The following is a 23,179-nucleotide window of genomic DNA, read 5'->3' as shown; positions in this document are numbered from 1 at the left end:
AACGGCATCCGACCCACTGGATCGGATGCCGTTGCGGAGGAGCGGTGTTCAGGCGCGGCGCATGTAGGCCCGCACCGCCAGTGGCGCGAAGATCGCGATCACCACGAGTGATCCGACCAGCGACCAGACGAGGTCGGTGCCGTAACTGTTGGTGTTCATCAGCTCTCGGCAGGTGTTCACCATGTAGTACACGGGGTTGACGTGGTTGAGACCCTGCATCCAGCCCGGCATGGTGCTCACCGGGGCGAAGGCGCCCGACATGAACGTCAGCGGGAACATCACCATCATCGAGATGCCCTGCACCGACGCGGCGCTCTTGCCGGTGACGCCCACCAGCGCCCAGATCCAGCTGACCGCGAACGAGCACACCACGACCACCAGGCAGGCCGCGACCACCCCGACCAGACCGCCGCCGGGCCGGTAGCCCAGGCAGAGCCCGACCAGCACGGTCAGCGTCGAGGCGATGGCGTAGCGCACCATGTCGGCCAGTAGCGCACCGGACAGTGCCGAGACCCGGGCGATGGGCAGGGATTTGAAGCGGTCGAACACGCCCTTGTCCATGTCCTCACGCAACTGCGTGCCGGTGACCACCGAGGTCAGCACCACGGTTTGCACGAGAATGCCCGGGATGAGCACCGGCAGGTAGCCGGACACGCTGCCCGAGATCGCGCCGCCGAAGATGTAGGTGAACAGCGCCGTGAACAGGATCGGCTGCACCGTCACGTCGAAGAGCTGTTCGGGATTGTGTTTGATCTTGAGCAGGCCGCGATAGGCCATCGTGAACGAGGTGGAGATCGTGTCGCGCAGGCTGATTCGGTCGCTGGCCTGGGGAATGTCGTCGATGGTTGTGGGAGCGGTGAGAACTGCGGTCATGCCGCGCTCCGTTCGGTGTCGTCGGATTCGTCGGCCGGATGGCCGGTGATGGTGAGGAAGACTTCGTCCAGCGTCGGCTTGCTGACGGTGATCTCCTCGACCCCGATCTCCCAGTCGCGCAACCGGATGAGCAGGTCGGCGGTGAGATTCGGGTCGGGTAGCGGCGCGGTGAGCCTGCCCGCCTCGGGGCTGATCTGCGCGCTCACGTCGAGGAAGTCGCCGACGATGCGGCGGGCCTCGTCGAGTTGCTCGGGATCGACCAGGGTCAGGTGGACCGACGCGCCGCCGATGGAGGCCTTGAGCTCGTCGGCGGTGCCGTCGGCGATCACCTTGCCGCGGTCGATCACCGCGATCCGGTCGGCCAGCTGGTCGGCCTCGTCGAGGTACTGGGTGGTGAGCAGCACCGTCGCGCCCTCGCGGACCAGCCTGCGGATGGTGTCCCACATCTGCGCGCGGGTGCGGGGATCGAGGCCGGTGGTCGGCTCGTCGAGGAACAGCAGGGGCGGCGTGGAGATGAGGCTGGCAGCGAGGTCGAGGCGCCTGCGCATACCGCCGGAGAAGTTCTTCAACGGCTTGGACGCGGCCTCGACGAGGTCGAATTCCTCGAGCAGCTCGACGGCTTTGCGCCGGGCATCGCCCCTGCTCAGGCCGAGCAGGCGGGCGAAGATGATCAGGTTCTCGGTGGCGGTGAGTTCCTCGTCGACCGAGGCGTACTGGCCGGTGACACCGATCAGCGAGCGCACCGCGTTCGGTTCGGCCACGACGTCGCGGCCGAAGATCCGGGCGCTACCGCCGTCGGGGCGGAGCAGGGTCGCCAGCATCTTGATGGTCGTGGTCTTGCCCGCGCCGTTCGGTCCGAGCACGCCGTACACGGCGCCGCGCGGCACCGTCAGGCTGACGCCGTCGACCGCCCGCTGCTTCCCGAACACCTTGACCAGCCCGTCCGCCTCGACGGCGAGGGATGAAGTGGGTGTGTAAGTCATGAGCACTACCGTGCCCACCCCGACTTGCACGCCCCTTGCGCAGCGCTGTCGTCGTGCGGCTACTCGGCCAGCAGGAGCGTGCGCAGGGCCGCGCGGTCGGGTTTGCCGGGGCCGCGGAGCGGGATTTCGGACAGGACGGCCAGTTCACGCGGTGCGGCGATCGAGTCGAGTTCGGCCACCACGTGGGCACGTAGTTCGTCCAGCGTCGGCGCGGCACCGGGTGTCGGCACGATCGCGACCGCGACCCGCTGACCCAGCCGTTCATCGGGCAGGCCGAGCACGATGCATTCGCGGATACCGGGGTGGTTGGCCAGCACAGCCTCCACCACCTGCGGAATCACCAGCAGTCCGCCGGTCATGATCGCCTCGTCGAGGCGGCCCGAAATCGAGAGCACACCGTCGTCGAAGGAGCCCGCGTCTTCGGTCCGGAACCAGCCGGGCTCGGCGAAGGCCGGGTGATCGGGCAGATTGCGGTAACCGCGCGCGATCATCGCACCGCCCAGAATGACGCGACCGTCCTCGATCCGCACCTCGGTGCCGTCGAGCGGCACGCCCTCGTAGACGCACCCGCCGCAGGTCTCGCTCATCCCGTACGTGCGAACCACCGTGATACCGAGGTCGCGCGCCCGGTCCAGCACCGGCGCGGGCGTGGCCGCACCGCCGACCAGGACACCGTCGAGTTCGGCCAGCGCCTTGGCCGCTATCGGCGAATCCAGCGACTTGATCAGCTGGGTGGGTACCAGCGCGGTGTAGCGACGCGGTCCGCGCATCGCGCCGACAGCGCCGGCCAGCGCCTCGGGCAGGAATCCGCCCGACACGTCGAGCACGGTCGGCTCGGTACCGGCGAGAATGCTGCGCAGCAGTACCTGGATACCGGCGATGTGATGGGTGGGCAGCGCCAGCAGCCAACTGCCAGGCCCCCCGAGGCGGTCGTGGGTGGCGTTACCGCTGGCACGCAGTGCCTCGGCGCCGAGCAGCGCGCCCTTGGGAATACCGGTGGTGCCCGAGGTCGTCACGACCAGCGCGACATCGTCATCGATCGGATCGCCCGGTTTGAGCGCGTCGGAGAGTCTGCGCGCCTCCCGGCGATCGGTGGTCGGGATCGGTAGCCACGCCGGGCCGCTGCCGTCGAGGGCTTGGCGCAGGTGGGGCATCACTTCGCTCACCCCGGCGCCGGTCGGCATCTGCAGCGTCCGCAGGGTTCTGCTCACGCCGCGGCCTCGCTGGCGCTCGGCCGCACCGTGCGCATCGCGCGCTGGCACATGATTCGCTCGCTGTGCTCCCTCATGCCCACCACCTCCGGAAACAGCTTGCCGCGCGCCCTCACGGCTTCGATCGTGTCATGCGACCGACAAGACCCGGCCAACGGGTCGGTTTGTCGGGAAACGGGTCGGGAAAGCCAGACATAGCGACTGCGATTCAGTAGATGGACAACACCACTCGCACTGCGGTCCGGACGGCGTCGGTCGGGCGCTTGCTCGCAGCTATCGTGCGCGGCCGAGCCGTCATCGGCAACTCGGCTCGGCCGCGGGCACAGCCCTCTCACTCCGGTGACCAGCGCTGATCCCGCCGGATCGGATGTTCGGCGGGAACCTGCACCAGCACGATGGCGACCCCGTCCGGATCGCGCACCCACATCTCCCACAGACCCCAGTGTTCGAGCACCGGTGCGCGCTCGATCTCGATTCCCTTCAGCGCCAACTCCGCCGCCGCGTCCTCGACATCGCGCACCTGCAACCAGATCGCGCCGTCGAAGCTGCCTGCCTGCCCGCTGCCACCGTGTGCGGCGACCTCGAGCAGCGACTGCCCGGCGAAGAACACCGTGCCGCCCGGGTACTCCCGTGCGATCGCCAAGCCGAGGCTGTCGCGGTAGAACGCCAGCGTGCGACCGTAATCGCTGGGACGCACGATGATCCGGCTGTTGAGAATCTCCATGGGGTGTCCGTTCTCAGAAGTACCAGGGGTAGGGCGTCCAATCGGGCTTGCGCTTCTCCAAGAACGAGTCTCGGCCCTCGACCGCTTCGTCGGTCATGTACGCCAGGCGAGTCGCCTCGCCCGCGAACAGCTGCTGACCGACCAGGCCATCATCGAGCAGGTTGAACGCGTACTTCAGCATGCGCTGCGCCTGCGGCGATTTGCCGTTGATGTCGGCGGTCCACTCGAGCGCGACGTTCTCCAGCTCGTCGTGATCGACGACCTTGTTCACCGCACCCATCTGGTGCATCTCCTCGGCCGTGTACGGCCTGCCGAGGAAGAAGATCTCGCGCGCGAACTTCTGGCCCACCATCTTCGCCAGATACGCGCTGCCGTAACCACCGTCGAACGAACCGACGTCGGCGTCGGTCTGCTTGAACCGCGCGTGCTCGCGCGAGGCGAGTGTCAGATCGCAGACCACGTGCAGGCTGTGCCCGCCACCCGCCGCCCAACCGTTGACCAGCGCGATCACCACCTTGGGCATGAAACGGATCAGCCGCTGCACCTCGAGGATGTGCAGTCGGCCCGCGCGCGCCGCGTCGACCGTGTCGGCGGTCTCGCCGTCGGCGTACTGGTAGCCGTTGCGGCCGCGGATGCGCTGGTCACCACCGGAACAGAACGCCCAGCCACCGTCCTTCTCGCTCGGACCGTTGCCGGTGAGCAGCACAGCGCCCACGTCGGGGCTCATCCGCGCGTGATCGAGCGCGCGGTACAGCTCGTCGACGGTGTGCGGACGGAATGCGTTACGGACCTCGGGCCGGTCGAACGCGACCCGCACCGTGCCCTGCTCGATATGGCGGTGATAGGTGATGTCGGTCAGGTCCTCGAACCCGGGGACGGGCTGCCACAGCTTCGGATCGAAAGTCACGACCACGATTATTGCCCTACCTTCCGACGTCGCGGTACGAGGTCGTAACACTGCAGCTCGAGCGGTCGCCGCATACTCTGAGCACCCGATGCGTATAGTTGCGCCTGCTCGTACATCGAACCGATCCGGAGGAACCTGAAAGTGGTTGCAGCACTGTCTGAATCCCTGCTCGACGACGCCAAGCGTCCGGCTTTCCTTGCTGACGCCGTCGAGGTGCTCGACGCCGAGGTCTCGGACAAAGGTGGTGCGTCCGGCCTGGCAGTGAAGGGTGGCTACGCGGCGGTCAAGAAGATCAGCCCGACCATCGTTCCCGACGGCCTCGCGTCGCTGGCGCCGAAACTGCTCGACCAGCTCCAGCCGTACTGGGCGGAGTTCACCACCTCCGGCACCGGCACCTTCGCCGATCTGCTGGCCGCGAAGTCCGATGAGGTTGCCGAGTCGCTGCTGGCCGTCACCGACGCCCGCGCCGAGTCGTCCACCCGGCCTGCGCTGAAGAAGGTGTACTCGTCGATGCGTGGTTCGGCCAAGAAGCACGTCATCGAGGCACTGCCGCGCGTCGGCGATCTGGTGCAGAAGCACGCAGGCTGAGCGGTAAGGCGAGGTAGCCCTCGCCGCGATCGTCCGATTGGGCCGGTGTGAGTTCGGGTAACCGAACCGCACCGGCCTTTTCGCGTTCGTGGGTGACCACCCTCACGCAACAGGGGTGTGCGGTGGTGGCGGACACATCGATTCCCGGTCGGCGGTAAATTCCGGGTCGGTCTGTGTGAGGAATATTACCGCTCCGGTGAACGCCAGGATAATTGCGGGTTGCCACGAATTCGTCCTATGCGCGTGCGTCATCTTCGCGATTGACAACTACCCGGCCTTATCGGTTACGTTGCCAATCAAGCGATTCGAAAGGTGAATTGCTTCAAGTGACTGCATTGCACAGGTCGAAAGGAAGTTTGCTCACATGATCTCTCGCAAGACCCTCGCCGCCACCGGTGCTGCCGCTGCCGCCGCTGTCATGTTCTTCGGTCCCGCCGTCGCGAGCGCCGACACCGGCTCCGCCGAGGCCTCTACCGGCTCGGCTGACGTGCTGACCGGCTCGTCCTCGGGTTCCGGCGTGCTCGAGTCGGGCAGCGCCGCTGCCGACAGCGCCACCTCCGCTGTTCTCAACATCATCGAGTCCATCACGGGCATCCAGGATCTCACCGCCCCCGCGGAGTGAGCTGACTCTTCGTTCGGCCGGCCTTTTACCGGGTTGGCGGAAATTCCGGCGGCGGGCGTCTTGCTCGTCGCCGGATTTCTTTCTTTTGTTGTTCTCTTTGCGATTTCATGAATATCGGTTGCCGCTGGATATGAATAGCTGTCCGGCTCTTCGGTAATTGGTTGAGGCGTTCGTAAATCGATACGCCGCCCGGCTCGGTGACGCACGCAACGCGGGCCGGGGGCAGACGGGTGCGCGCCGGTCTGACAGGCTGTGATTGTGAATCCGTCTACTGCGCAGGCTCGAGTGGTCGTCGACGAGCTCGTCCGCGGCGGCGTCCGCGAAGTGGTGCTGTGCCCCGGATCGCGTAACGCGCCACTGGCCTTCGCGCTGCAGGCGGCGGACGCGGCCGGCGAGCTGCGGCTGCACATGCGCGTCGACGAGCGCACCGCGGGATTTCTCGCGATCGGTCTCGCGGTGTCGTCGGGGCGGCCGGTTCCGGTCGTGATGACCTCCGGCACCGCGGTGGCGAACCTGGGGCCGGCGGTCCTGGAGGCCAACTACGCGCGGGTGCCGCTGATCGTCGTCAGTGCCAACCGGCCCTACGAGATGCTCGGTACCGGCGCCAATCAGACGGTGGAACAGCTCGGGCTGTTCGGCTCTCAGGTGCGTGCCACGATCAGCCTCGGGCTGGCCGAAGCCGAAGCGGGGGAGTCGGCCTACCCGCGACAGAACAGTGTGTGGCGTTCGTCGGTGTGCCGGGTGCTCGCCGCCGCGCGCGGAACCCGTTCCGGCAACGCGGGTCCGGTCCAGTTCGACATTCCGCTGCGGGAACCGCTGGTCCCGGAGCTGTCCGACGACCCGCTGCCCCTCGGCCGCGAGGGCGAACGGCCGTGGACGGCAACCCAGTACGCCACCCTCGACGTGCCGCTCGACATCGATCTGACGCCCGACACCGTCGTCATCTCCGGCCACGGCGCCCGGCTGCTGCCCGAACTCGCCGCGCTGCCGACGGTGGCCGAGCCGACCGCGCCGATGCACGGCCCCGCCCTGCATCCGCTCGCGCTGTCGCTGCTGAAGCCCACCCAGGCGATCATCACCGGTCGCCCCACCCTGCACCGGCAGGTCTCGCGCGTGCTGGCCGATCCGGACGTCACCGTGTTCGCGCTCACCACCGGTCCGCGCTGGCCCGATGTCTCCGGCAATGTCGTCGGCACCGGCACTCGCGCGGTGACCACCGGCGCGCCCGCGCCCGCGTGGCTGGCGCGCTGCTCCGAACTGAACCAGCAGGCCGAATCGGTGGTGCGGGCCGAGCTGGCCGCGCATCCCAAGGCGACCGGCCTGCATGTGGCGGCCGTGGTCATGGACGGACTACGCGAAGGCGATCAGCTGCTGCTCGGTGCGTCGAACCCGGTGCGCGACGCCGCCCTGGTCTCGCATCCACGGCCGGGTATCCGCGTGCTGTCCAATCGCGGCGTGGCCGGGATCGACGGCACGGTCTCCGGTGCCGTCGGTGCCGCGCTGGCGCATCCGGGCCGCACCGTGGCGCTGATGGGTGACCTCACGTTTCTGCACGATGCATCCGGTCTGCTGATCGGTCGTGGCGAACCACGTCCGGACAACCTCACGATCGTCGTCGCCAACGACGACGGCGGCGGCATCTTCGAGCTGCTCGAACAGGGCGATCCGCAGTACGCGGGTGTGTTCGAGCGGGTTTTCGGCACACCGCACGGCATGGATCTGGCCGCACTGTGTGCCGCCTACCGCATCCCGCACCGTCAGCTCGATCCCGCCGAACTGGCCGTGGAACTGGCCGCCGACGCGCACGGTCTGCGTGTGCTCGAGGTGGCGACCGAGCGGTCCAGCCTGCGTGAACTACACGCGGGTCTGCGGACGAAGATCGCCGGTTAGGCGAACCTCCGCCCTCGCCGCGGCCGCGCGCGAACGGCGATCGAACGCTGTCGCGCCCGTCAGCCTTCCTCGGCGACGGTGAACTCCTCGCCGCCCTCGTCGAAGGGGACGGGGATGGTCTGTTCGATCACGTCCGCCGGATTCGCGGTCTCGGCCTCACGGGAGATGGTGGCCGCCATCTCGTCGGTGTAGTCGGCGGCGTCGGAGTAGGCGGGATCGTCGGGGTCGTCATCGCGGAAGGCGGACTGTTCCTGTTCGACGCGATCGGCCTCGGGGACCTCGTCCAGTGGGCGAGAGCTTTCGTAGTCGATCATCGGTGCTCCTCGTTCGTCGGCCTGCTCGATCGGTTGAGCCTCGGACGTGATGTGACGCTGATCGGGTCCTGCGCTGTCCAGGGTGCGCCGATCCGGTGCCCGCGGCAACCCGCACCGATGACTTTCCGGCGACGGTGTCGTCTGCATGAGTGCAGCCACCTGCCATCGCTGAGGAGCGCTCATGGAACCACAGTTCGATTTCGAACCAGCCGCCCGATCGCTGGCCGCGGTCGTCGACGGCATCACCGACGACCAGCTCGCCGACCCGACGCCGTGCGCCGAGTCCACGGTGCGCGATCTGCTCGCCCACGTGGTCGGGCTGACCGAGGCGTTCCGCCAGGCCGCGACCAAGGAATCGATCGGCCGGTCCGTGCCACCGCCCGCCGGTTCCGACAGCCCGCTGCCCGATGACTGGCGCACTCGCATCGCCGCGCAGCTCGAGACGTTGACGTCGGTGTGGCGCGTGCCCGAGGCATGGGAGGGTGACACCGAGGCCGGTGGAGTGGAGCTGCCCGCCGCGGTCATGGCGATCGTCGCGCTCGACGAGATCACCATCCACGCGTGGGATCTCGCCGTCGCCACCGGACAGCATGTGACCGTCGCCCCCGCGGACCTCGCGATCCTGCACGAGTTCCTGCGCGAGACCGACCCCGCCGGCACTCCCGGCTTGTTCGGCCCGGTCGTCGAGATCCCGGCCGACGCTCCCGCCTTCGATCGGCTGCTCGGTCTCACCGGTCGCGACCCGGCCTGGCGTTCCCCGGCGGTCGCCTAGCACCGCGCTCCGTTGTCCCCGGCGTTCAGTCGTCGAGGCTCTCCGCGGCGATGACGAATGTCCCCGCGGCGGCGGCGATGGCGGCGGCCCGAGCCGATCGGTCGGCGATGTCGTCGTCGATGGGATCGCCGCTGGCCAGTAATCGGTAGTAGAGCGGCGCGGAGACCGCGGAGAGCACGGCGCGCGGGTCGGTGCCGACGGGCGCCTCGCCACGGATGACGGCGGCCTCGACACACGGCGCCCATTCGTTGAGCCGGGTGTCGTAGAAGGTGTGCAGCGCGGCGGCGGTGGCATCGTCGCAGGTGGCGGCCGCGATGACCGCGCGAAACAGGTTGCTCTGGCGACCGTCGGCGAGAGTCTTCGCCACCAGGCGGGCGTTCGCGGTCAGATCGTCGAGCAGTGAGCCGGTGTCGGCGCGGGGCAGTGACTGCTCGGCCATGTCGACGAGCAGATCGGCGACCAACCCCGCGGGCGTGCGCCAGCGGCGGTAGACAGTTGTCTTGCCGACCCCGGCACCGGTGGCGACCTCGGTCAGGTCGAGGTGCGCGAATCCGCGGTCCGCCAGCAGATCACCGGCCACTTCCAGGACGGACTCGCGCACCCGGGCGGTGCGTCCACCAGGCCGAACGGAGCCCGGCCAAGCGATGTCGTGGTCCATAACGGAACTCCTGTTTCATTTAGCGCGGATCGGGTGTACTGTCGATCGTGTTAACGAAACTATAGACCCTTTAGGAGCTCTCATGGAGTACCGACGGCTCGGCGTATCTGGTCTTCTCGTTCCGGCACTCGGCTTCGGCGCGGGTACTTTCGGCGGTCGCGGTGCGCTGTTCAGCGCATGGGGTGATACCGATGCCGCGCAGGCCAGGCGCTTGATCGACATCAGCGTGGAGGCCGGCGTCACCCTGTTCGACACGGCCGACGTCTATTCCGACGGCGCGTCGGAGGAGGTACTCGGTGCGGCGATCAAGGGCAGGCGCGAACAGGTGCTGCTGTCGACCAAATCGGCGCTGCCCACCGGCCCCGGCCCCCACGAGGCGGGCTCGAGCCGCGCCAGGCTGATCCGCGCCGTCGACGCCTCGCTGCGCCGCCTCGGCACCGACTACCTCGACCTGTTCCAGCTGCACGCCTTCGACGCGGGCACGCCGCTGGCGGAAACACTCACGGCCCTGGACGATCTGGTGCGGGCAGGCAAGATCCGCTACCTCGGCGTCTCCAACTTCGCCGGCTGGGAACTGATGAAAACACTCGCTACCGCCGAGGCTCTCGGCCTGGAAAGGCCGGTAGCGCACCAGGTCTACTACTCGCTGGTCGGTCGCGACTACGAATGGGAACTGATGCCGCTCGGTGCCGACCAGGGCGTCGGCTCCATCGTCTGGAGTCCGCTCGGCTGGGGCAGGCTCACCGGCAAAATCCGTCGCGGACAACCGCTTCCGGCGGGAAGCAGACTGCACGAGACGGCTCAGGCGGGTCCGCCCGTCGACGATGAACGGCTCTACGACGTTGTCGAGGTGCTCGATCGTATCGCCGCCGAAACCGGCCGCAGCGTTCCGCAGATCTCGCTGAACTGGCTGCTCACCCGGCCCACGGTCGCCACGGTGTTGATCGGCGCCCGCAACGAGGAGCAGTTACGCCAGAACCTCGGTGCGGTCGGTTGGCAGCTCGACCCCGAACACCTGGCCGCGCTCGATGCGGCGAGTGCGACGACACCCCCGTACCCCTACTACCCGTACCACCGGCTGCCCGACTTCGCCCGGCTCAACCCGCCGACGATCCACGCGGCGGCCTGATCGGATCAGTACACGTCGCGCACGTACCGCTTCTCGGCGACGAGCTGCTTCTTGAAGGCCAGCGCGCCGGCCTCGTCCAGCTTTCCGTGGATCTGGGCGATCCGCAGCAGGGTGTCGTCGACATCCTTGGCCATCCGGGCGGCATCACCGCAGACATAGAAGTGGCCGCCGTCGCGCAGCCACGACCACAGCTCGGCGCCGTGCTCGATCATTCGGTGCTGGACATAGACCCGCTCGCGCTGATCGCGGGAGAAGGCAAGGTCGAGCCGGGTGAGGAAACCGGAGCGGAACATGTCTTCGAGCTCGGCGCGGTAGTAGAAGTTCTGGGCGGCGTGCTGGTCGCCGAAGAACAGCCAGTTGCGACCGGTCGCGCCGATGGCCCGGCGCTCGTGCAGGAAACCGCGGAAGGGAGCGATACCGGTACCCGGCCCCACCATGATCATCGGGGCGTTCGGGTCCAACGGCGGACGGAAATGCGGTGCCCGCTGCAAAAAGATCGGCACCTCGGTCGTGCCCCGGTCGGCCAGGAACGTCGAGCACACCCCACCGCGCCGCGCCGAGGTGCCCACCGGGTCGCCGTAGCGGACGACACCGACCGTCAGCTGCACCTCGTCGGGCGTGGTCAACGGGCTCGACGAGATCGAATACTGGCGTGGTTGCAGCTTTTTCAGTGCGCCCAGCCAGTCGACGAGATCGGTGCGTACCGGGAAGTCACGCAGCACGTCGACCGCCTGGCGGTCCCACAGGTAGGAGGCGAGCTCATTGCGATTGTCGCGGCGCAGCAGCTTGGCCAGCTGTGGGTGTGGGTTGCGCTCGCCGATGAAGCCGAGCAGGTCCTGGCTCACCTTGGTGATGTCGTAGTGGGTGCGCAGGGCATCGGTGAGCGTGAGTTCGCGGTCGTCGACCTCGATCACGCGCCGGCCGTCGAGTCCGGTGCAGGTGAGCCATTCGTCGACCAGATCCGGACAGTTGGCGGGCAGCACGCCCAGCGAATCGCCCACTTCGTACCCGGCGTCGAGGTCGTGCAGGTCGAAACCGAAGCGCCGCACCTCTTTCGGTGAGCCGGGTGCACTGAGGATCTCGTTGCGCATCAGGGTGGCGCGGACCGGCGACTGGCGGGTGAACGGAGCGGCGGTGGCGCGCTTTGTTCGGGCGGGCGCGAGTTGCCGGTCGAGCACGGTCGTTCCACCGCGACCGGCCGGTGACGGCATCGCACGGCCCGAATCGGCGTGCCGGGCAACGTTGCTGGTGCCGATCGAATCGCGGCCGTTCGATGCGCCGACGAGCGAGGCATCGCGGCCGCGCGGAGCGCCACCGGTCGGACCGCCGTCGTCGGGCGATCCGCTGGTGATCGCGATCAGGACATCGTCGAGCCACTGATCGGCGGTGTCGGCGAAATCGGGCTCGCTGTCCACCCGCGCCAGCAGTCGCTTCGCGCCACGTTCGGCGAACAGGGTGTCGAGCTTGCGGCCATGGCCACAGAAGTCGTCGTAGGAGGAATCGCCGAGCGCGAACACCGCGTACCGAACACCGTTGAGGCGAATGATGCTGTCTTCGAGCCTGGTCCAGAAGTCGGCACCGTTGTCCGGCGGGCCACCGTCACCGAAGGTGCTGGTGACGAGGAGAACGTCACCAGTGATCGAGGTCAGCTCGCACGAATCCATGTCGAGCAACGACGGCGTGAGTCCCGCCTCCGAGAGGCGGGCCGCGACGGTGGCGGCCAGTTCTTCGGCGTTGCCGGTCTGGGAGGCCCACAGGACGGTGACCGGGTGGGAGTCGGGGCTGTCGGTGGCTTCGGTGGCGGCGCCTGCGTTGCGGGAGTACATGCCGGCCAGTAGTCCGTCGACCCACAGGCGTGACTGTGTCGACAACGGTGCGCTCACCGGAAGCACCGGCTGCCCGGTCACCGGTAGCGACTGCAGGGCGGCGAGGTAACCGCCGAGATAGATGCGCTCGGTCTCGCTGAGCGTGGGGGAGATGCCGGCGTCGAGGCCGAGGATCCCGGCCAGTGGATGCGCGGCCGGTTGGGCGGGCAGCTGCGCGGGGTGCGGGGGTGCTTGCTCGGGTGTGACGGCAGGGCCGACCCGGCGCAGCGCCACCGCGCACGCCTTGAACTCCGGCTGCAACGAGGCCGGATCCACCGCGTCGTTGGTGACCGCGTTGATCGTCAGGTATTCGCCCTGTTCGTCATTCCAGTGGAAAGGAGCAAAACAATCACCAGGTCGCACCCGGTCGCTGATCCGCACCGGCAGCACAGCACGGCCCCGGCGCGACGCGATCTCGAGCTGATCGCCCGGCTTCAGATCGAGCTTCTCGGCGTCGGTGGGATGAACTTCGACGAACGGCTCGCCGTTCAGCTTCGTCAGCTTGGCGACCTTGCCTGTCTTGGTCATCGTGTGCCACTGATGCTGCAGCCGACCGGTATTGAGCAGGAAGGGATAGTCGTCGTCGGGCAGTTCGGCGGCGGGCATATGCGGGCGGGGAAAGAACACCGCGCGCCTGCTCGCTGTAGCGAAAGCCAGCCGCGGGGTGGTGCCGTCGGCCGCCGTGTGCAGCGGCTGATGGGTGCCGTCGTTGAGATAGCGGATCGGGTTGCGCGGGGTATCCGCGTCATTGCACGGCCACTGCATCGACCCCTGTGCCAGGCGTTCGTAGCTCATGCCGCTGAGGTCGTAGCCGGTGGCCGGGTTGGTGAACTGCCGCAGCTCGGCGAACACCTCGGCGCTGGAGGCGAAATCGAAGCCCGGGAAACCCATCGCCGTGGCGACTTGGGCGATCAGCAGCCAGTCCGGTCGCGCGTCGCCGATCGGGTCGACCGACTGCTGCAACAGGGTGACGTTGCGCTCCGAATTCACCATCACCGCATCGGCTTCGGCCCACAGTGCGGGGGGCAGCAGCAGGTCGGCGTAGGCGTTGGTCGCGGTCTCGGCGTAGGCATCCTGCACCACGACCAACTCGGCCGCCTCGAGGCCCGCGATCACCGTTTTGCGGTTGGCCACGGTGGCCACGGGATTGGTGCAGATGATCCACGCGGCCTTGATCTCACCGTCGGCCAACCCGCGGAACATGTCGATCGTGCCGGGGCCCGACTCGGTGCGCAGGGTGCCGTCGGGCAGATCCCATGCGGTTTCGACGAAGGTGCGGTCGGCGGGGGACAGCAGGCTGCGTTGCCCGGGCAGGCCGGGGCCCATATAACCCATCTCGCGGCCGCCCATGGCGTTGGGCTGGCCGGTGAGCGAGAAGGGCCCACTGCCCGGCCTGCAGATGGTGCCGGTGGCCAGGTGCAGGTTCACCAGCGCGTTGGTGTTCCAGGTGCCGTGCGTGGACTGATTGAGCCCCATCGTCCACAGCGACATCCACTCGCCGGCTTCGGCGATCATCGTGGCCGCGGTGCGGATATCGGCTTCGGCGAGGCCGGTCAGTTCCGCGACGCGGTCCGGGGGATAGTCGGCGAGGAACTCGGGCATCGCATCCCAGCCCTCGGTGTGCTCGGCGATGAAGTCGGTGTCGATCGCACCGTCGGTGACCAGCAGGTGCAGCAACCCGTTGAGCAGGGCGAGGTCGGTACCCGGTGCGATCTGCAGGAACAGGTCGGCGCGCGCGGCGGTATCGGTGCGGCGTGGGTCGACCACGATCAGCTTGGCGCCCGCCTTGAGCCGGTCGGCCATACGCAGATACAGGATGGGGTGGCAGTCGGCCATGTTCGCGCCGCTGACCAGGAACAGGTCGGCGTGTTCGAAGTCGTCGTAGGAACCCGGCGGCCCGTCCGCGCCGAGCGACTGCTTGTAGCCGGTGCCCGCGCTGGCCATGCACAGGCGCGAGTTGGCCTCGATGTGTTTGGTCCGCAGGTAGCCCTTGGCCAGTTTGGTGGCCAAGTACTGGGCTTCCAGCGACATCTGCCCCGAGACGTAGAGGGCGATCGCGTCGGGGCCGTGCTCGTCGAGGATCGCGCGCAGGCGGGTGGCGGTTTCGTGAACGGCCTCGTCGACCGGCAGTGGGACGGGGACCTGCCCGCGTTCGGGGCGCCGGTAGGCGGTGTCCATCCGGCCGGGCGCGGCCATCATCTCCGCGTGAGTGGCGCCCTTGGTGCACAGCCTGCCCGCGTTCGCCGGATGCAGCTTGTCGCCGCTGACCTTCGCGATCAACCGCGCGCCAGACTGATCGGTCTTTGTTTGGACGTTTATGCCGCAGCCGACGCCACAATACGAGCACTGTGTACGCACAGTGTCCGTGCCGCGGCCGTCCGCTTCCCCTGTCATGACTCGATCATCCGCATCGGTCGTTGCGCTCGATTTACCGAACGTTATGTCCAGGTGACAATCGACCTCACAAGACGAAATCCCGACGGTGAGGATACGGCCCGAATATCACCCCTGATCAGGGCGCATTCCGGGCTGCCGGCGCACGACCACGGACGAGTCGGGGTGACCGGACTCACCCCCGCCGCCGCCGGTGTTTCAGCCCAGTTTGTAGCCGCGGTGCAGTGCCACCACACCACCGGTGAGGTCACGCCACTGCACCGAGTCCCAGCCGGCGTCCGCGACCCGGCGGGCCAGCCTGCGCTGGTTCGGCCAGGCACGGATCGACTCGGCCAGGTACACGTACGCGTCCGGGTTGGAGCTCACGGCGCGTGCCACCCGGGGCAGCGCCTTCATCAGGTACTCCATGTACACGGTGCGGAACGGTCCGAACACCGGTGTGGAGAACTCGCAGACCACCACCCGGCCGCCCGGTTTGGTCACCCGCAGCATCTCGCGCAGTGCCAGATCGATGTCGGCGACATTGCGCAGCCCGAACGAGATGGTCACCGCGTCGAACGAATCATCGGCGAACGGCAGCGCCATCGCATCGCCGACCACCATCGGCACCTGCCGGAACCGGCCCGCCGCGAGCATCCCCTGGGAGAAGTCGGCGGCCACACACCAGGCGCCGGACTTGCCGAGCTCCACGGTCGAGACACCGGTACCCGCGGCCAGGTCGAGGACACGCTCGCCGGGACGCAGCGCGAGAGCACGTCGCGTCGCCCACCGCCAGTACCGGTCCTGGCCACCGGAGATGACCGTATTGGTGAGGTCGTAGCGCTTCGCCACACCGTCGAACATCGACGCGACCTCGTGGGGTTGCTTGTCCAGCGAAGCCCGAATCGGTTCTCGCTGCTCTGTTGTCGCCACGCACCGAGCTTAGAGTTTTTTCGCCGCGATAGCGCGGGTGGGTTGCGCCACTCAGGCCGTGCGCGGCAATCGCTCGCGCATCCCGGTGACGTCGGCATAGTGACCCATCAGCTCGGTGCAGATCGCGGGCCAGGTGCGGTGCAGCACCGACTTGCGCGCAGCCGCCGCGAACCGGCCGCGCTGGCCCGCGTCACGCAGGGCCGACACCGCGCTCGGCAGCAATTCCGCGAACCGGTCGACCGGCAGCAGATACCCGTTGCGGCAGTGCGAGATCAGATCCCGTGGCCCACCGGCATCGGGCCCGATCACCGGCACACCGGAGGACAGCGCTTCCTGCACGCCCTGACAGAACGTCTCGTGCTCGCCGGGATGCACCATCACGTCCAGGCTGGCGTAGTGCGTGGCCAGCTCGCTGCCACCCAGTTCGCCGGTGAACACCGCGTCCGGCATCACTCTGCGCAGCCGGGCCCGTTCCGGTCCGTCGCCCACCACGACGAGCTGGATCGACGGGTCACCGGCCAGTGCGGCCAGCCGTTCCACGTGCTTCTCCGGTGCGAGCCTGCCCACGAACCCGACGACGAGCCGGTCACTGGAACCGAGCCAGCTCGCCCGCAGCTCGGCACTGCGCGCGGCCGGGTTGAACCGGGCGATATCCACGCCACGGCCCCAGCGGTGCACCCGGGGAATACCGTGCTCGGCGAGATCGTGCGCGGCCGCGGACGACGGTGCCAGCGTGCGGGTGGCGCCCTCGTGGATCCGGCGCGTCCACGCCCACGCGGCCCGTGCGGCCAGCCCGAGCCCGTAGCTTTTGGCGAACCCGGCCACATCGGTCTGATACACCGCGACGGTCGGCAGATCCAAGCGCGTCGCCGCGGCGAGCCCACCCGCGCCGAGCAGGAACGGCGAGGCCAGGTGCACCACATCGGGATCGAATGCGGCGATGGCGGCGGTGATGCCCGGTTGTGGCAGGCCCACCGGCAGCGAACTCACCTTCGGCACCATCATCGCGGGCACGCGGTGCACCGGGAATCGGCCGTGGAAGCGAGGTGCGGGTGGGGCGCCGCGCAGGGAATCGGGCGCCACGATCATCGCGTCGTGACCGTGCTGGTCCAGGTGATCCAACACCCGCAGCACGGAGTTGACGACGCCGTTCATGTTCGGCAGGAAAGACTCCGAGACGATGGCTACGCGCACTCTTCCAGGGTGACCGCCACACCGCGCGACACCCCCACACCGACGTGAAGCCGGGGCGAACAGCAAACGAAGTTACGACTCGCGCTGCTTGCGGCGCACGATCCAGAGCACCGGCAGGGCGAGCGCCCACGCCACGAAGATCACCGAGGCTGCCGGGATGATCGCCACCCGTGCGTCGCGCCCGGCCACCCGGACCAGGTCGGGGTCACGCGTGCTGTACTCCACGTTGATCCGCTGACCAGCGGTCAGATTCGTCGGATACAGGATGCCGACCTTCGGATTGTGGGTCACGCTGTCGGGCGTCACATAGATCACCGCCGAACGTAACCGGCCCGCCGACAGCACCTCGCCGGAGGTCACGCCACGATGGCGCTCGATTTCGAAGTCGTTGCGCCAGGCCGCGAGTACCAGCAACACCATCAGCACGCTGACCACGGTGGCTGCCCCGACCACCCACACCCGAACCCGGCGCAGGCGCTTGTTCCGCCGCTCCGACAGGCTGGTTTCCGACACCCGCCACACAGTACCGGTCACCTCGGGGACCGGAAGTTCCCGCACGCGCCGACGCCCCACGAGTCCCTCCCCTAACATTCCCGCTATGTCCCGCAAATTCAGCTTCACCGTGCCCTACACCGTCCCGGTCGAAGAGCTTCACCGGGCACTTGTCGACGACGCCGTCTGGCAGGCGCGTTTCGCCGGCGCCGAGACCGCGACCATCGAACTCTCCCATCCCGACGGCCCCGATTCGATCACCATCCATATGACCGAAACCCCCGGTAAGGACAAGGTTCCCGCGCTGGTGCGCAAGGTGCTCAAGAGCGATCTCGTCCTGGTCCGCACCGACAACTGGCAGCCACTGGCGGGCGAGGTCGCCAAGGGCAGTTTCACCGGCAACACCAGCGGCATCACCACCGAGATGTCGGGCACCTATGAACTGCGGCCCACCGCCGAGGGCAGCGAGATCGAGGTCGTCGGGACGGTCAAGGTGAAGGTTCCGCTGGTCGGCGGCGCTATCGAGCCGCTGGCCGAACAGTTGCACCAGCGCGTCCTGAACAGCGAACGCAAATTCATCGAGAACTGGTTCGCCAAGCTCTGAGCCGACAGCGAGGGGTGCCGCTCCAGTGAGCGGCACCCGCGCGTCGGCCATCAGCTGAACGGCGGGAGTTCGTCGGCCCGCAGCGACGCCCGTCCGGCCGCTCGCCAGGCGCGGGCCGTGAGGTCGAGGTCCTCGTCGGTCACCAGATTGCCCATCACCCGAACCGCCGTGCGCTGCAGATACTTCGAGCGCATCACCGGCGGCCCCCCGAGTGGGACCATCTTGGGCTGGGTGGCCAGGCCGGCGAGCCTGCGCGCCACGGAGAAGGTGCGTCCGTAGTGGTCACGCAGCAACTGTGGCCACGCCAGGCTCAGATCGGGTTCGTCGAGCAGGTCCGCGAGCATGTGCCCGCTTTCCAGGCCGTAGTCGATGCCTTCGCCGTTGAGCGGGTTCACGCAGCCCGCGGCGTCGCCGACCAGCACCCAGTTCGGGCCCGCCACGTTCGACACCGCGCCGCCCATCGGCAGCAGTGCCGAGGCCACCGCGCGTAGTTCGCCCTCGAGTTCCCATTCCTCGCGACGCAGCCGGGTGTAGTGCTCGAGCAGCGGCTTGAGGGCGACGTGCGAGGGCCGCGCCTCGGTGGCCAGCGAGCCGACGCCGATGTTCACCTCGCCGTTGCCGAGCGGGAAGATCCAGCCGTAGCCGGGGACCAGTTCGTCGGCGGCATTGCGCAGCTCCAGATGCGAGGAGATCCACTGATCGTCGCTGCGACCGGACTTGATGTAGGCGCGGGCCGCGGTCCCGTAGGCGTAGCGGCGATGCCAGGTGCGACCCAGCTGTTTTCCGACGGGGGAGCGCACACCGTCGGCCACCACCAGTACCCGGCAGCGCACCGTGTGGGTCGCCGCGCCGATCCGCACCGTCACCCCGGTGACCCGCTCACCCTCGCGCAATACCTCGGTGACCTTCGCGCCGTCGACCATCCGCGCACCGGACTTGATCGCGGTCTCGCGCAGTTTGTCGTCGAGTTCGGTTCGTGGAACCGCACTTCCGTACGTCGGGAACGACCCACCCGGCCACGGCAGCAGCGCTTCCTTGCCGAAACCCGCCATCCGCAGGCCGTGGTTCACGGTGTGCGCGCGCAACCATTCGCCGAGACCCAGATGTTCCAGCTCGGCGGTGGCGCGGGGCGTCAGCCCGTCACCACACGTCTTGTCGCGCGGGAAAACCGCCGAATCGAGCAGGAGCACATCGCGTCCGGCGCGCGCGGCCCACGCTGCCGACGCGGAACCGGCGGGCCCTGCCCCGACGACCAGCACCTCGACGGTGGCAGGCAGCGGAGCGCGGTCGGCAGGGGTGAGATCCGGTGAACCCATGGCTCAATACTGGCACTGTCGGCCGCTGTGCGAGAGTGTCGGGTACACCGGGAATTGTCACTGTGTGACGGGGTTCATCGGCCATAGTGCCGGGACACGCTAGGTTGCTACCCGTCGGGGTCGGACGCATCGCTGGGAGAAGATAATGAGCACATCGGCTGTGAGCGACGAAAGCACCGTGGTTGCCGGGGTAGATCTCGTCGATCCCGAACTCGCCGTCACCGTGCGCGACGGACTGGCCGCGGTCGAGAAACTGCTCGTCGACGAACTCTCCGACGGTGAGGAATTCCTCCAGGAGGCGGCGCTGCACCTGGCCAGGGCGGGCGGCAAGCGGTTCCGGCCGCTGTTCACCGTGCTCACCGGCCAGCTCGGACCCAATCCGACCGACCCGGCGCTGATCACCGCGGGCACGGTCGTGGAACTCGTGCACCTCGCGACGCTCTACCACGACGACGTCATGGACGAGGCGACCCAGCGTCGTGGCGCGGAGAGCGTCAACTCGCGGTGGGGTAACAACATCGCGATCCTGGCGGGCGATTACCTGTTCGCCCACGCCTCGCGCCTGACCTCCACCCTCGGTCCCGACGCGGTCCGCATCATCGCCGAGACCTTCGCCGAGCTGGTCACGGGCCAGATGCGGGAAACCATGGGCGCCAAGCAGACCCAGGACCCCGTCGAGCACTACCTGCGCGTGGTGTGGGAGAAGACCGGCTCGCTCATCGCCGCCGCGGGCCGTTTCGGCGGCACCTTCTCCGGCGCGGGACTCGAGCACGTGGAACGCCTGGCGCGCCTCGGCGACGCGGTCGGCACGGCATTCCAGATTTCCGACGACATCATCGACATCTCGTCCTCTGCCGAGCAGTCGGGCAAGACCCCGGGCACCGACCTGCGCGAAGGCGTGCACACCCTGCCGGTGCTCTATGCCCTGCGCGAGACCGGCGCCGACGGCGACCGACTGCGCACCCTGCTGGCGCGCCCGCTGGAAACCGACGCCGAGGTAGACGAGGCACTGGAACTGCTGCGCCGCTCGCCCGGCATGGCGCTGGCCAAGGAAAAGCTGGCCGAATACGCCGACCTCGCCGATACCGAACTCGCCGCGCTTCCGCCCGGCCCCGCCAACGACGCCCTCACCCGCCTCGTCCGCTACACGATCGAACGCGTCGGCTGACCAGGAACCAACACCACCCGGCGCACGTTGTCCTGTCGCGACGAAACAACAGATTTCGACAGCACATGGGTAACTCGCCGGGTACGCCCAGAACCGTTCCCGTTGTCCACCGCAGGCCCGATGCCTGACGAACGCAGCGCCTGACGACCGGCACAAGGCGCGGGGAGGCGGAAATGCCCAATGGGATCAAGACGTTCGGTTTGATGGTGGGGATGTCGGCGTTGATCGTCGCCATCGGGGCGATGTTCCGCAGCCCGACGATCCTGATCATCTCGATCGTGCTGGCCATCGGCATGAACGCCTACGCCTACTTCAACAGCGACAAGCTGGCCTTGAAGGCGATGCACGCGCAACCGGTGAGCGAACTGGAGGCGCCGGTCATGTACCGGATCGTGCGCGAGCTCGCGACCACGGCGCGCCAGCCGATGCCGCGGCTCTACATCAGTCCCACCAGCGCCCCCAACGCTTTCGCCACCGGCCGCAATCCGCGCCACGCCGCGGTCTGCTGTACCAGCGGCATCCTGCAATTGCTCGACGAGCGCGAGCTGCGCGCGGTCCTCGGCCACGAGCTGTCCCACGTCTACAACCGCGACATCCTGATCTCGTCGGTGGCGGGCGCGATGGCCTCGGTCATCACCGGTCTGGCGAACATGGCGTTCTTCGCGAGTTCGTTCGGCAGCAGAGACGGCAACGGACCGAACATCATCGGTGTGCTGCTGGTCTCACTGCTCGGGCCGATCGCGGCGGGCCTGATCAAGATGGCGGTCTCGCGATCGCGGGAGTACCAGGCCGATCAGTCCGGCGCCGAGCTCACCGGCGACCCGCTGGCCCTTGCCTCGGCCCTGCGCAAGATCGAACGCGGCGTCCAGGCGGCCCCGCTGCCGCCGGACCCCAAGATCACCAGCGAATCGCATCTGATGATCGCCAACCCGTTCCGCGCGGGCGACCGCGTCGCCCGCTGGTACTCCACCCACCCCCCGATGGACGAGCGCATCAAGCGTCTGGAGGAGATGGCCGGCGGCACTCATCACCACTGAGTGCCGCCCACACCGGACCTATCGGTAGTTGACGAACTGCAGGGCGATTCCGAAGTCCTCGCCCTTGAGCAGCGAGATCACTTCCTGCAGGTCATCACGCTTCTTGCTGCTGACCCGCAGCTCCTCACCCTGGATCTGCGCCTTGACGCCCTTGGGGCCCTCGTCGCGGATCTTCTTCGAGATCTTCTTCGCCTTCTCGGTGTCGATACCCTGCACCAAGGTGCCGGTGATCTTGAAGATCTTGCCCGACGGCTGCGCCTCGCCGGCGTCGAACGCCTTCAGCGAGATGTCGCGACGGATCAGCTTCTCCTTGAAGACGTCGAGCGCCGCCTGCACCCGCTCCTCGGCATTGGCGGTCAGCACGATGGCCTCCTCGCCCGACCATGCGATCGACGCATCGGTGCCCTTGAAGTCGTAGCGCGAGTTCAGCTCCTTCTCCGCCTGATGCAGAGCGTTGTCGACCTCCTGTCGATCGACCTTGCTCACGACGTCGAATGACGAATCAGCCACACTGCGCTCCTGTCCTGTGAAGGTCCGGCGAACTCCGGGGCCGGGATGTGCCGGCCACCGAGACAGTTGTACCCGCATCGGGGGACGACCGGTGCTCGCAGGGGGTCTGTGCAGGCGTTTTGATAGTCCGGGTGGGTACGTTGTAAGCTGCTCAGCGCACCGGAAACGGCGCACACGGCAGATTGCCCGAGCGGCCAATGGGAGCGGACTGTAAATCCGTCGGCTTATGCCTACGTAGGTTCGAATCCTACATCTGCCACATCGAACCCCCGTCGATCATGAAGATCGGCGGGGGTTCCTTGGTTCGGCGGGTTGTTCTCGCGCGGATCCGGGTAGCCTCGATATGAGCAGGTCGGAACCAGCGATCTGAACCCCGTGAAAATGCCCTTTGAGCTGCCGATTTGGTGCTCTGGCCGGGGAGTGTGTAATCTCGTTCAGGACGCCGGAGCACGGGGTCACGCTGATCGGCTTGCCGATACAGACTCTGTGCCACGTAGTCATGCCCCCTTAGCTCAGTCGGTAGAGCGTTTCCATGGTAAGGAAAAGGTCAACGGTTCGATTCCGTTAGGGGGCTCGCCGGATTGCCGGTGGTGAGCGGCTTACCGCGGCATCATCGGGATATTAGTCCGCCGTGGCGGTGTAGCTCAGTTGGTAGAGCAAACGACTCATAATCGTTGTGTCGCCGGTTCAAGTCCGGCCATCGCTACCAATTTCAACTCAGCCCAGACCGGAAAGAAGGCAAATCGTGGCCGCGAAGTCCACCGATGTCCGGCCAAAGATCACCTTGGCCTGCGACGAGTGCAAGCACCGCAACTACATCACCAAGAAGAACCGGCGTAACGACCCGGATCGCCTCGAGCTGAAGAAGTTCTGCCCGAACTGCGGAACTCACCGGGCGCACCGCGAGTCGCGCTAGTTTTCAGAAACATCTGCCGAAGGCCGGACGAGAGTCCGGCCTTTGTGCTTTTCCCGGGAAGTTCATGGAAAGTTCGGGGCCGATACAGTACCCGGACGCA

Annotated in this window: 22 protein-coding genes and 3 tRNA genes; 12 read left to right on the top strand and 13 right to left on the bottom strand. The window is 67.7% G+C overall.

Annotation, left to right across the window (positions count from 1 at the left end; translation table 11 throughout):
* Positions 1 to 48: 48 nt before the first annotated feature.
* The 5 genes from ACWGCN_RS27740 to ACWGCN_RS27720 all read right to left on the bottom strand — a co-directional run bounded on the left by ACWGCN_RS27740 (position 49) and on the right by ACWGCN_RS27720 (position 4,698).
* A complete protein-coding gene (locus tag ACWGCN_RS27740; protein ID WP_379313714.1) occupies positions 49 to 873 on the bottom strand; it encodes an ABC transporter permease in 825 nt (274 codons plus the stop codon).
* On the bottom strand, positions 870 to 1,856 hold the full coding sequence (locus ACWGCN_RS27735; protein WP_378990992.1) for an ATP-binding cassette domain-containing protein: 987 nt from the start codon (positions 1,854 to 1,856) through the stop codon (positions 870 to 872). Before ACWGCN_RS27735 ends, ACWGCN_RS27740 begins: the two co-directional genes overlap by 4 nt.
* 59 nt (positions 1,857 to 1,915) lie before the next feature.
* The gene (gene menE, locus ACWGCN_RS27730) at positions 1,916 to 3,040 is read right to left on the bottom strand and encodes an o-succinylbenzoate--CoA ligase (RefSeq protein ID WP_387445887.1); all 1,125 of its coding nucleotides are present in this window, start codon (positions 3,038 to 3,040) and stop codon (positions 1,916 to 1,918) included.
* 358 nt (positions 3,041 to 3,398) lie between these two features.
* Positions 3,399 to 3,791: a VOC family protein gene (locus tag ACWGCN_RS27725; protein WP_379312388.1), complete on the bottom strand. Its 393-nt coding sequence runs from the start codon at positions 3,789 to 3,791 to the stop codon at positions 3,399 to 3,401.
* Between the two features lie 13 nt (positions 3,792 to 3,804).
* Positions 3,805 to 4,698, bottom strand: coding sequence for a 1,4-dihydroxy-2-naphthoyl-CoA synthase (locus ACWGCN_RS27720; RefSeq protein ID WP_056816187.1), 894 nt, complete (start codon positions 4,696 to 4,698; stop codon positions 3,805 to 3,807).
* Positions 4,699 to 4,839: 141 nt separating this feature from the next.
* On the opposite strand from ACWGCN_RS27720, the gene ACWGCN_RS27715 reads away from it, so the two are divergent.
* The 3 genes from ACWGCN_RS27715 to menD all read left to right on the top strand — a co-directional run bounded on the left by ACWGCN_RS27715 (position 4,840) and on the right by menD (position 7,798).
* Positions 4,840 to 5,286, top strand: a complete 447-nt coding sequence (locus tag ACWGCN_RS27715) for a DUF6918 family protein (RefSeq protein WP_056814402.1) — start codon at positions 4,840 to 4,842, stop codon at positions 5,284 to 5,286.
* A 364-nt stretch (positions 5,287 to 5,650) separates the two neighbouring features.
* Positions 5,651 to 5,908, top strand: a complete 258-nt coding sequence (locus ACWGCN_RS27710; protein WP_378990990.1) for a hypothetical protein — start codon at positions 5,651 to 5,653, stop codon at positions 5,906 to 5,908.
* Positions 5,909 to 6,166: 258 nt separating this feature from the next.
* Positions 6,167 to 7,798: a 2-succinyl-5-enolpyruvyl-6-hydroxy-3-cyclohexene-1-carboxylic-acid synthase gene (gene menD / locus ACWGCN_RS27705; RefSeq protein WP_379312387.1), complete on the top strand. Its 1,632-nt coding sequence runs from the start codon at positions 6,167 to 6,169 to the stop codon at positions 7,796 to 7,798.
* Positions 7,799 to 7,857: 59 nt separating this feature from the next.
* On the opposite strand, the gene ACWGCN_RS27700 is transcribed toward menD, so the two are convergent.
* On the bottom strand, positions 7,858 to 8,112 hold the full coding sequence (locus ACWGCN_RS27700; RefSeq protein WP_452459716.1) for a hypothetical protein: 255 nt from the start codon (positions 8,110 to 8,112) through the stop codon (positions 7,858 to 7,860).
* Between the two features lie 181 nt (positions 8,113 to 8,293).
* Between ACWGCN_RS27700 and ACWGCN_RS27695 the strand changes: the two genes are divergently transcribed.
* A complete protein-coding gene (locus ACWGCN_RS27695; RefSeq protein ID WP_449969215.1) occupies positions 8,294 to 8,884 on the top strand; it encodes a TIGR03086 family metal-binding protein in 591 nt (196 codons plus the stop codon).
* A gap of 25 nt (positions 8,885 to 8,909) precedes the next feature.
* Here the strand turns inward: ACWGCN_RS27695 and ACWGCN_RS27690 are convergent, their stop codons facing one another.
* Positions 8,910 to 9,542 carry a TetR/AcrR family transcriptional regulator gene (locus ACWGCN_RS27690; RefSeq protein WP_387445698.1) on the bottom strand — a complete coding sequence of 211 codons (633 nt, stop codon included), beginning with the start codon at positions 9,540 to 9,542 and terminating at the stop codon, positions 8,910 to 8,912.
* Positions 9,543 to 9,624: 82 nt separating this feature from the next.
* Here ACWGCN_RS27690 and ACWGCN_RS27685 point away from each other — a divergent pair, with 82 nt between their 5' ends.
* Positions 9,625 to 10,671: an aldo/keto reductase gene (locus ACWGCN_RS27685; protein ID WP_452459717.1), complete on the top strand. Its 1,047-nt coding sequence runs from the start codon at positions 9,625 to 9,627 to the stop codon at positions 10,669 to 10,671.
* 5 nt (positions 10,672 to 10,676) lie between these two features.
* Here ACWGCN_RS27685 and ACWGCN_RS27680 read toward each other — a convergent pair whose 3' ends face one another.
* From ACWGCN_RS27680 to ACWGCN_RS27665, 4 genes are all read right to left on the bottom strand, one after another.
* Positions 10,677 to 14,930, bottom strand: a complete 4,254-nt coding sequence (locus ACWGCN_RS27680) for a molybdopterin-dependent oxidoreductase (protein ID WP_452459718.1) — start codon at positions 14,928 to 14,930, stop codon at positions 10,677 to 10,679.
* A 198-nt stretch (positions 14,931 to 15,128) separates the two neighbouring features.
* Positions 15,129 to 15,842 (bottom strand): demethylmenaquinone methyltransferase, encoded by a 714-nt coding sequence (locus ACWGCN_RS27675; RefSeq protein WP_452459719.1) that lies wholly within the window; start codon positions 15,840 to 15,842, stop codon positions 15,129 to 15,131.
* Between the two features lie 51 nt (positions 15,843 to 15,893).
* The gene (locus ACWGCN_RS27670) at positions 15,894 to 17,036 is read right to left on the bottom strand and encodes a glycosyltransferase family 4 protein (RefSeq protein ID WP_387445704.1); all 1,143 of its coding nucleotides are present in this window, start codon (positions 17,034 to 17,036) and stop codon (positions 15,894 to 15,896) included.
* Between the two features lie 72 nt (positions 17,037 to 17,108).
* Positions 17,109 to 17,549, bottom strand: coding sequence for a DUF3592 domain-containing protein (locus tag ACWGCN_RS27665; RefSeq protein ID WP_379316246.1), 441 nt, complete (start codon positions 17,547 to 17,549; stop codon positions 17,109 to 17,111).
* Between the two features lie 85 nt (positions 17,550 to 17,634).
* On the opposite strand from ACWGCN_RS27665, the gene ACWGCN_RS27660 reads away from it, so the two are divergent.
* Positions 17,635 to 18,132: a DUF2505 domain-containing protein gene (locus tag ACWGCN_RS27660; protein ID WP_378658681.1), complete on the top strand. Its 498-nt coding sequence runs from the start codon at positions 17,635 to 17,637 to the stop codon at positions 18,130 to 18,132.
* A 50-nt stretch (positions 18,133 to 18,182) separates the two neighbouring features.
* On the opposite strand, the gene ACWGCN_RS27655 is transcribed toward ACWGCN_RS27660, so the two are convergent.
* Positions 18,183 to 19,448, bottom strand: a complete 1,266-nt coding sequence (locus ACWGCN_RS27655; RefSeq protein ID WP_452459720.1) for a geranylgeranyl reductase family protein — start codon at positions 19,446 to 19,448, stop codon at positions 18,183 to 18,185.
* Between the two features lie 145 nt (positions 19,449 to 19,593).
* Between ACWGCN_RS27655 and ACWGCN_RS27650 the strand changes: the two genes are divergently transcribed.
* Together ACWGCN_RS27650 and htpX are read left to right on the top strand one after the other, a co-directional pair.
* Positions 19,594 to 20,616 (top strand): polyprenyl synthetase family protein, encoded by a 1,023-nt coding sequence (locus ACWGCN_RS27650; protein WP_378634250.1) that lies wholly within the window; start codon positions 19,594 to 19,596, stop codon positions 20,614 to 20,616.
* 173 nt (positions 20,617 to 20,789) lie between these two features.
* The gene (gene htpX, locus ACWGCN_RS27645; protein WP_378990970.1) at positions 20,790 to 21,653 is read left to right on the top strand and encodes a zinc metalloprotease HtpX; all 864 of its coding nucleotides are present in this window, start codon (positions 20,790 to 20,792) and stop codon (positions 21,651 to 21,653) included.
* An 18-nt stretch (positions 21,654 to 21,671) separates the two neighbouring features.
* Here htpX and ACWGCN_RS27640 read toward each other — a convergent pair whose 3' ends face one another.
* On the bottom strand, positions 21,672 to 22,163 hold the full coding sequence (locus tag ACWGCN_RS27640) for a YajQ family cyclic di-GMP-binding protein (RefSeq protein WP_378634254.1): 492 nt from the start codon (positions 22,161 to 22,163) through the stop codon (positions 21,672 to 21,674).
* A 176-nt stretch (positions 22,164 to 22,339) separates the two neighbouring features.
* Here ACWGCN_RS27640 and ACWGCN_RS27635 point away from each other — a divergent pair.
* The 4 genes from ACWGCN_RS27635 to rpmG all read left to right on the top strand — a co-directional run bounded on the left by ACWGCN_RS27635 (position 22,340) and on the right by rpmG (position 23,079).
* A tRNA-Tyr gene (locus ACWGCN_RS27635) sits at positions 22,340 to 22,422 on the top strand.
* Between the two features lie 242 nt (positions 22,423 to 22,664).
* Positions 22,665 to 22,737: transfer RNA gene (locus ACWGCN_RS27630), tRNA-Thr, on the top strand.
* 59 nt (positions 22,738 to 22,796) lie between these two features.
* A tRNA-Met gene (locus tag ACWGCN_RS27625) sits at positions 22,797 to 22,872 on the top strand.
* Between the two features lie 36 nt (positions 22,873 to 22,908).
* Positions 22,909 to 23,079, top strand: a complete 171-nt coding sequence (gene rpmG, locus ACWGCN_RS27620; protein ID WP_056814348.1) for a 50S ribosomal protein L33 — start codon at positions 22,909 to 22,911, stop codon at positions 23,077 to 23,079.
* Positions 23,080 to 23,179 lie beyond the last annotated feature (100 nt).

This window comes from Nocardia sp. NPDC055050, from assembly GCF_053608345.1.
Note: the sequence above shows the minus strand (reverse complement) of the source record. Positions and strands in the feature narration are given on the sequence as shown.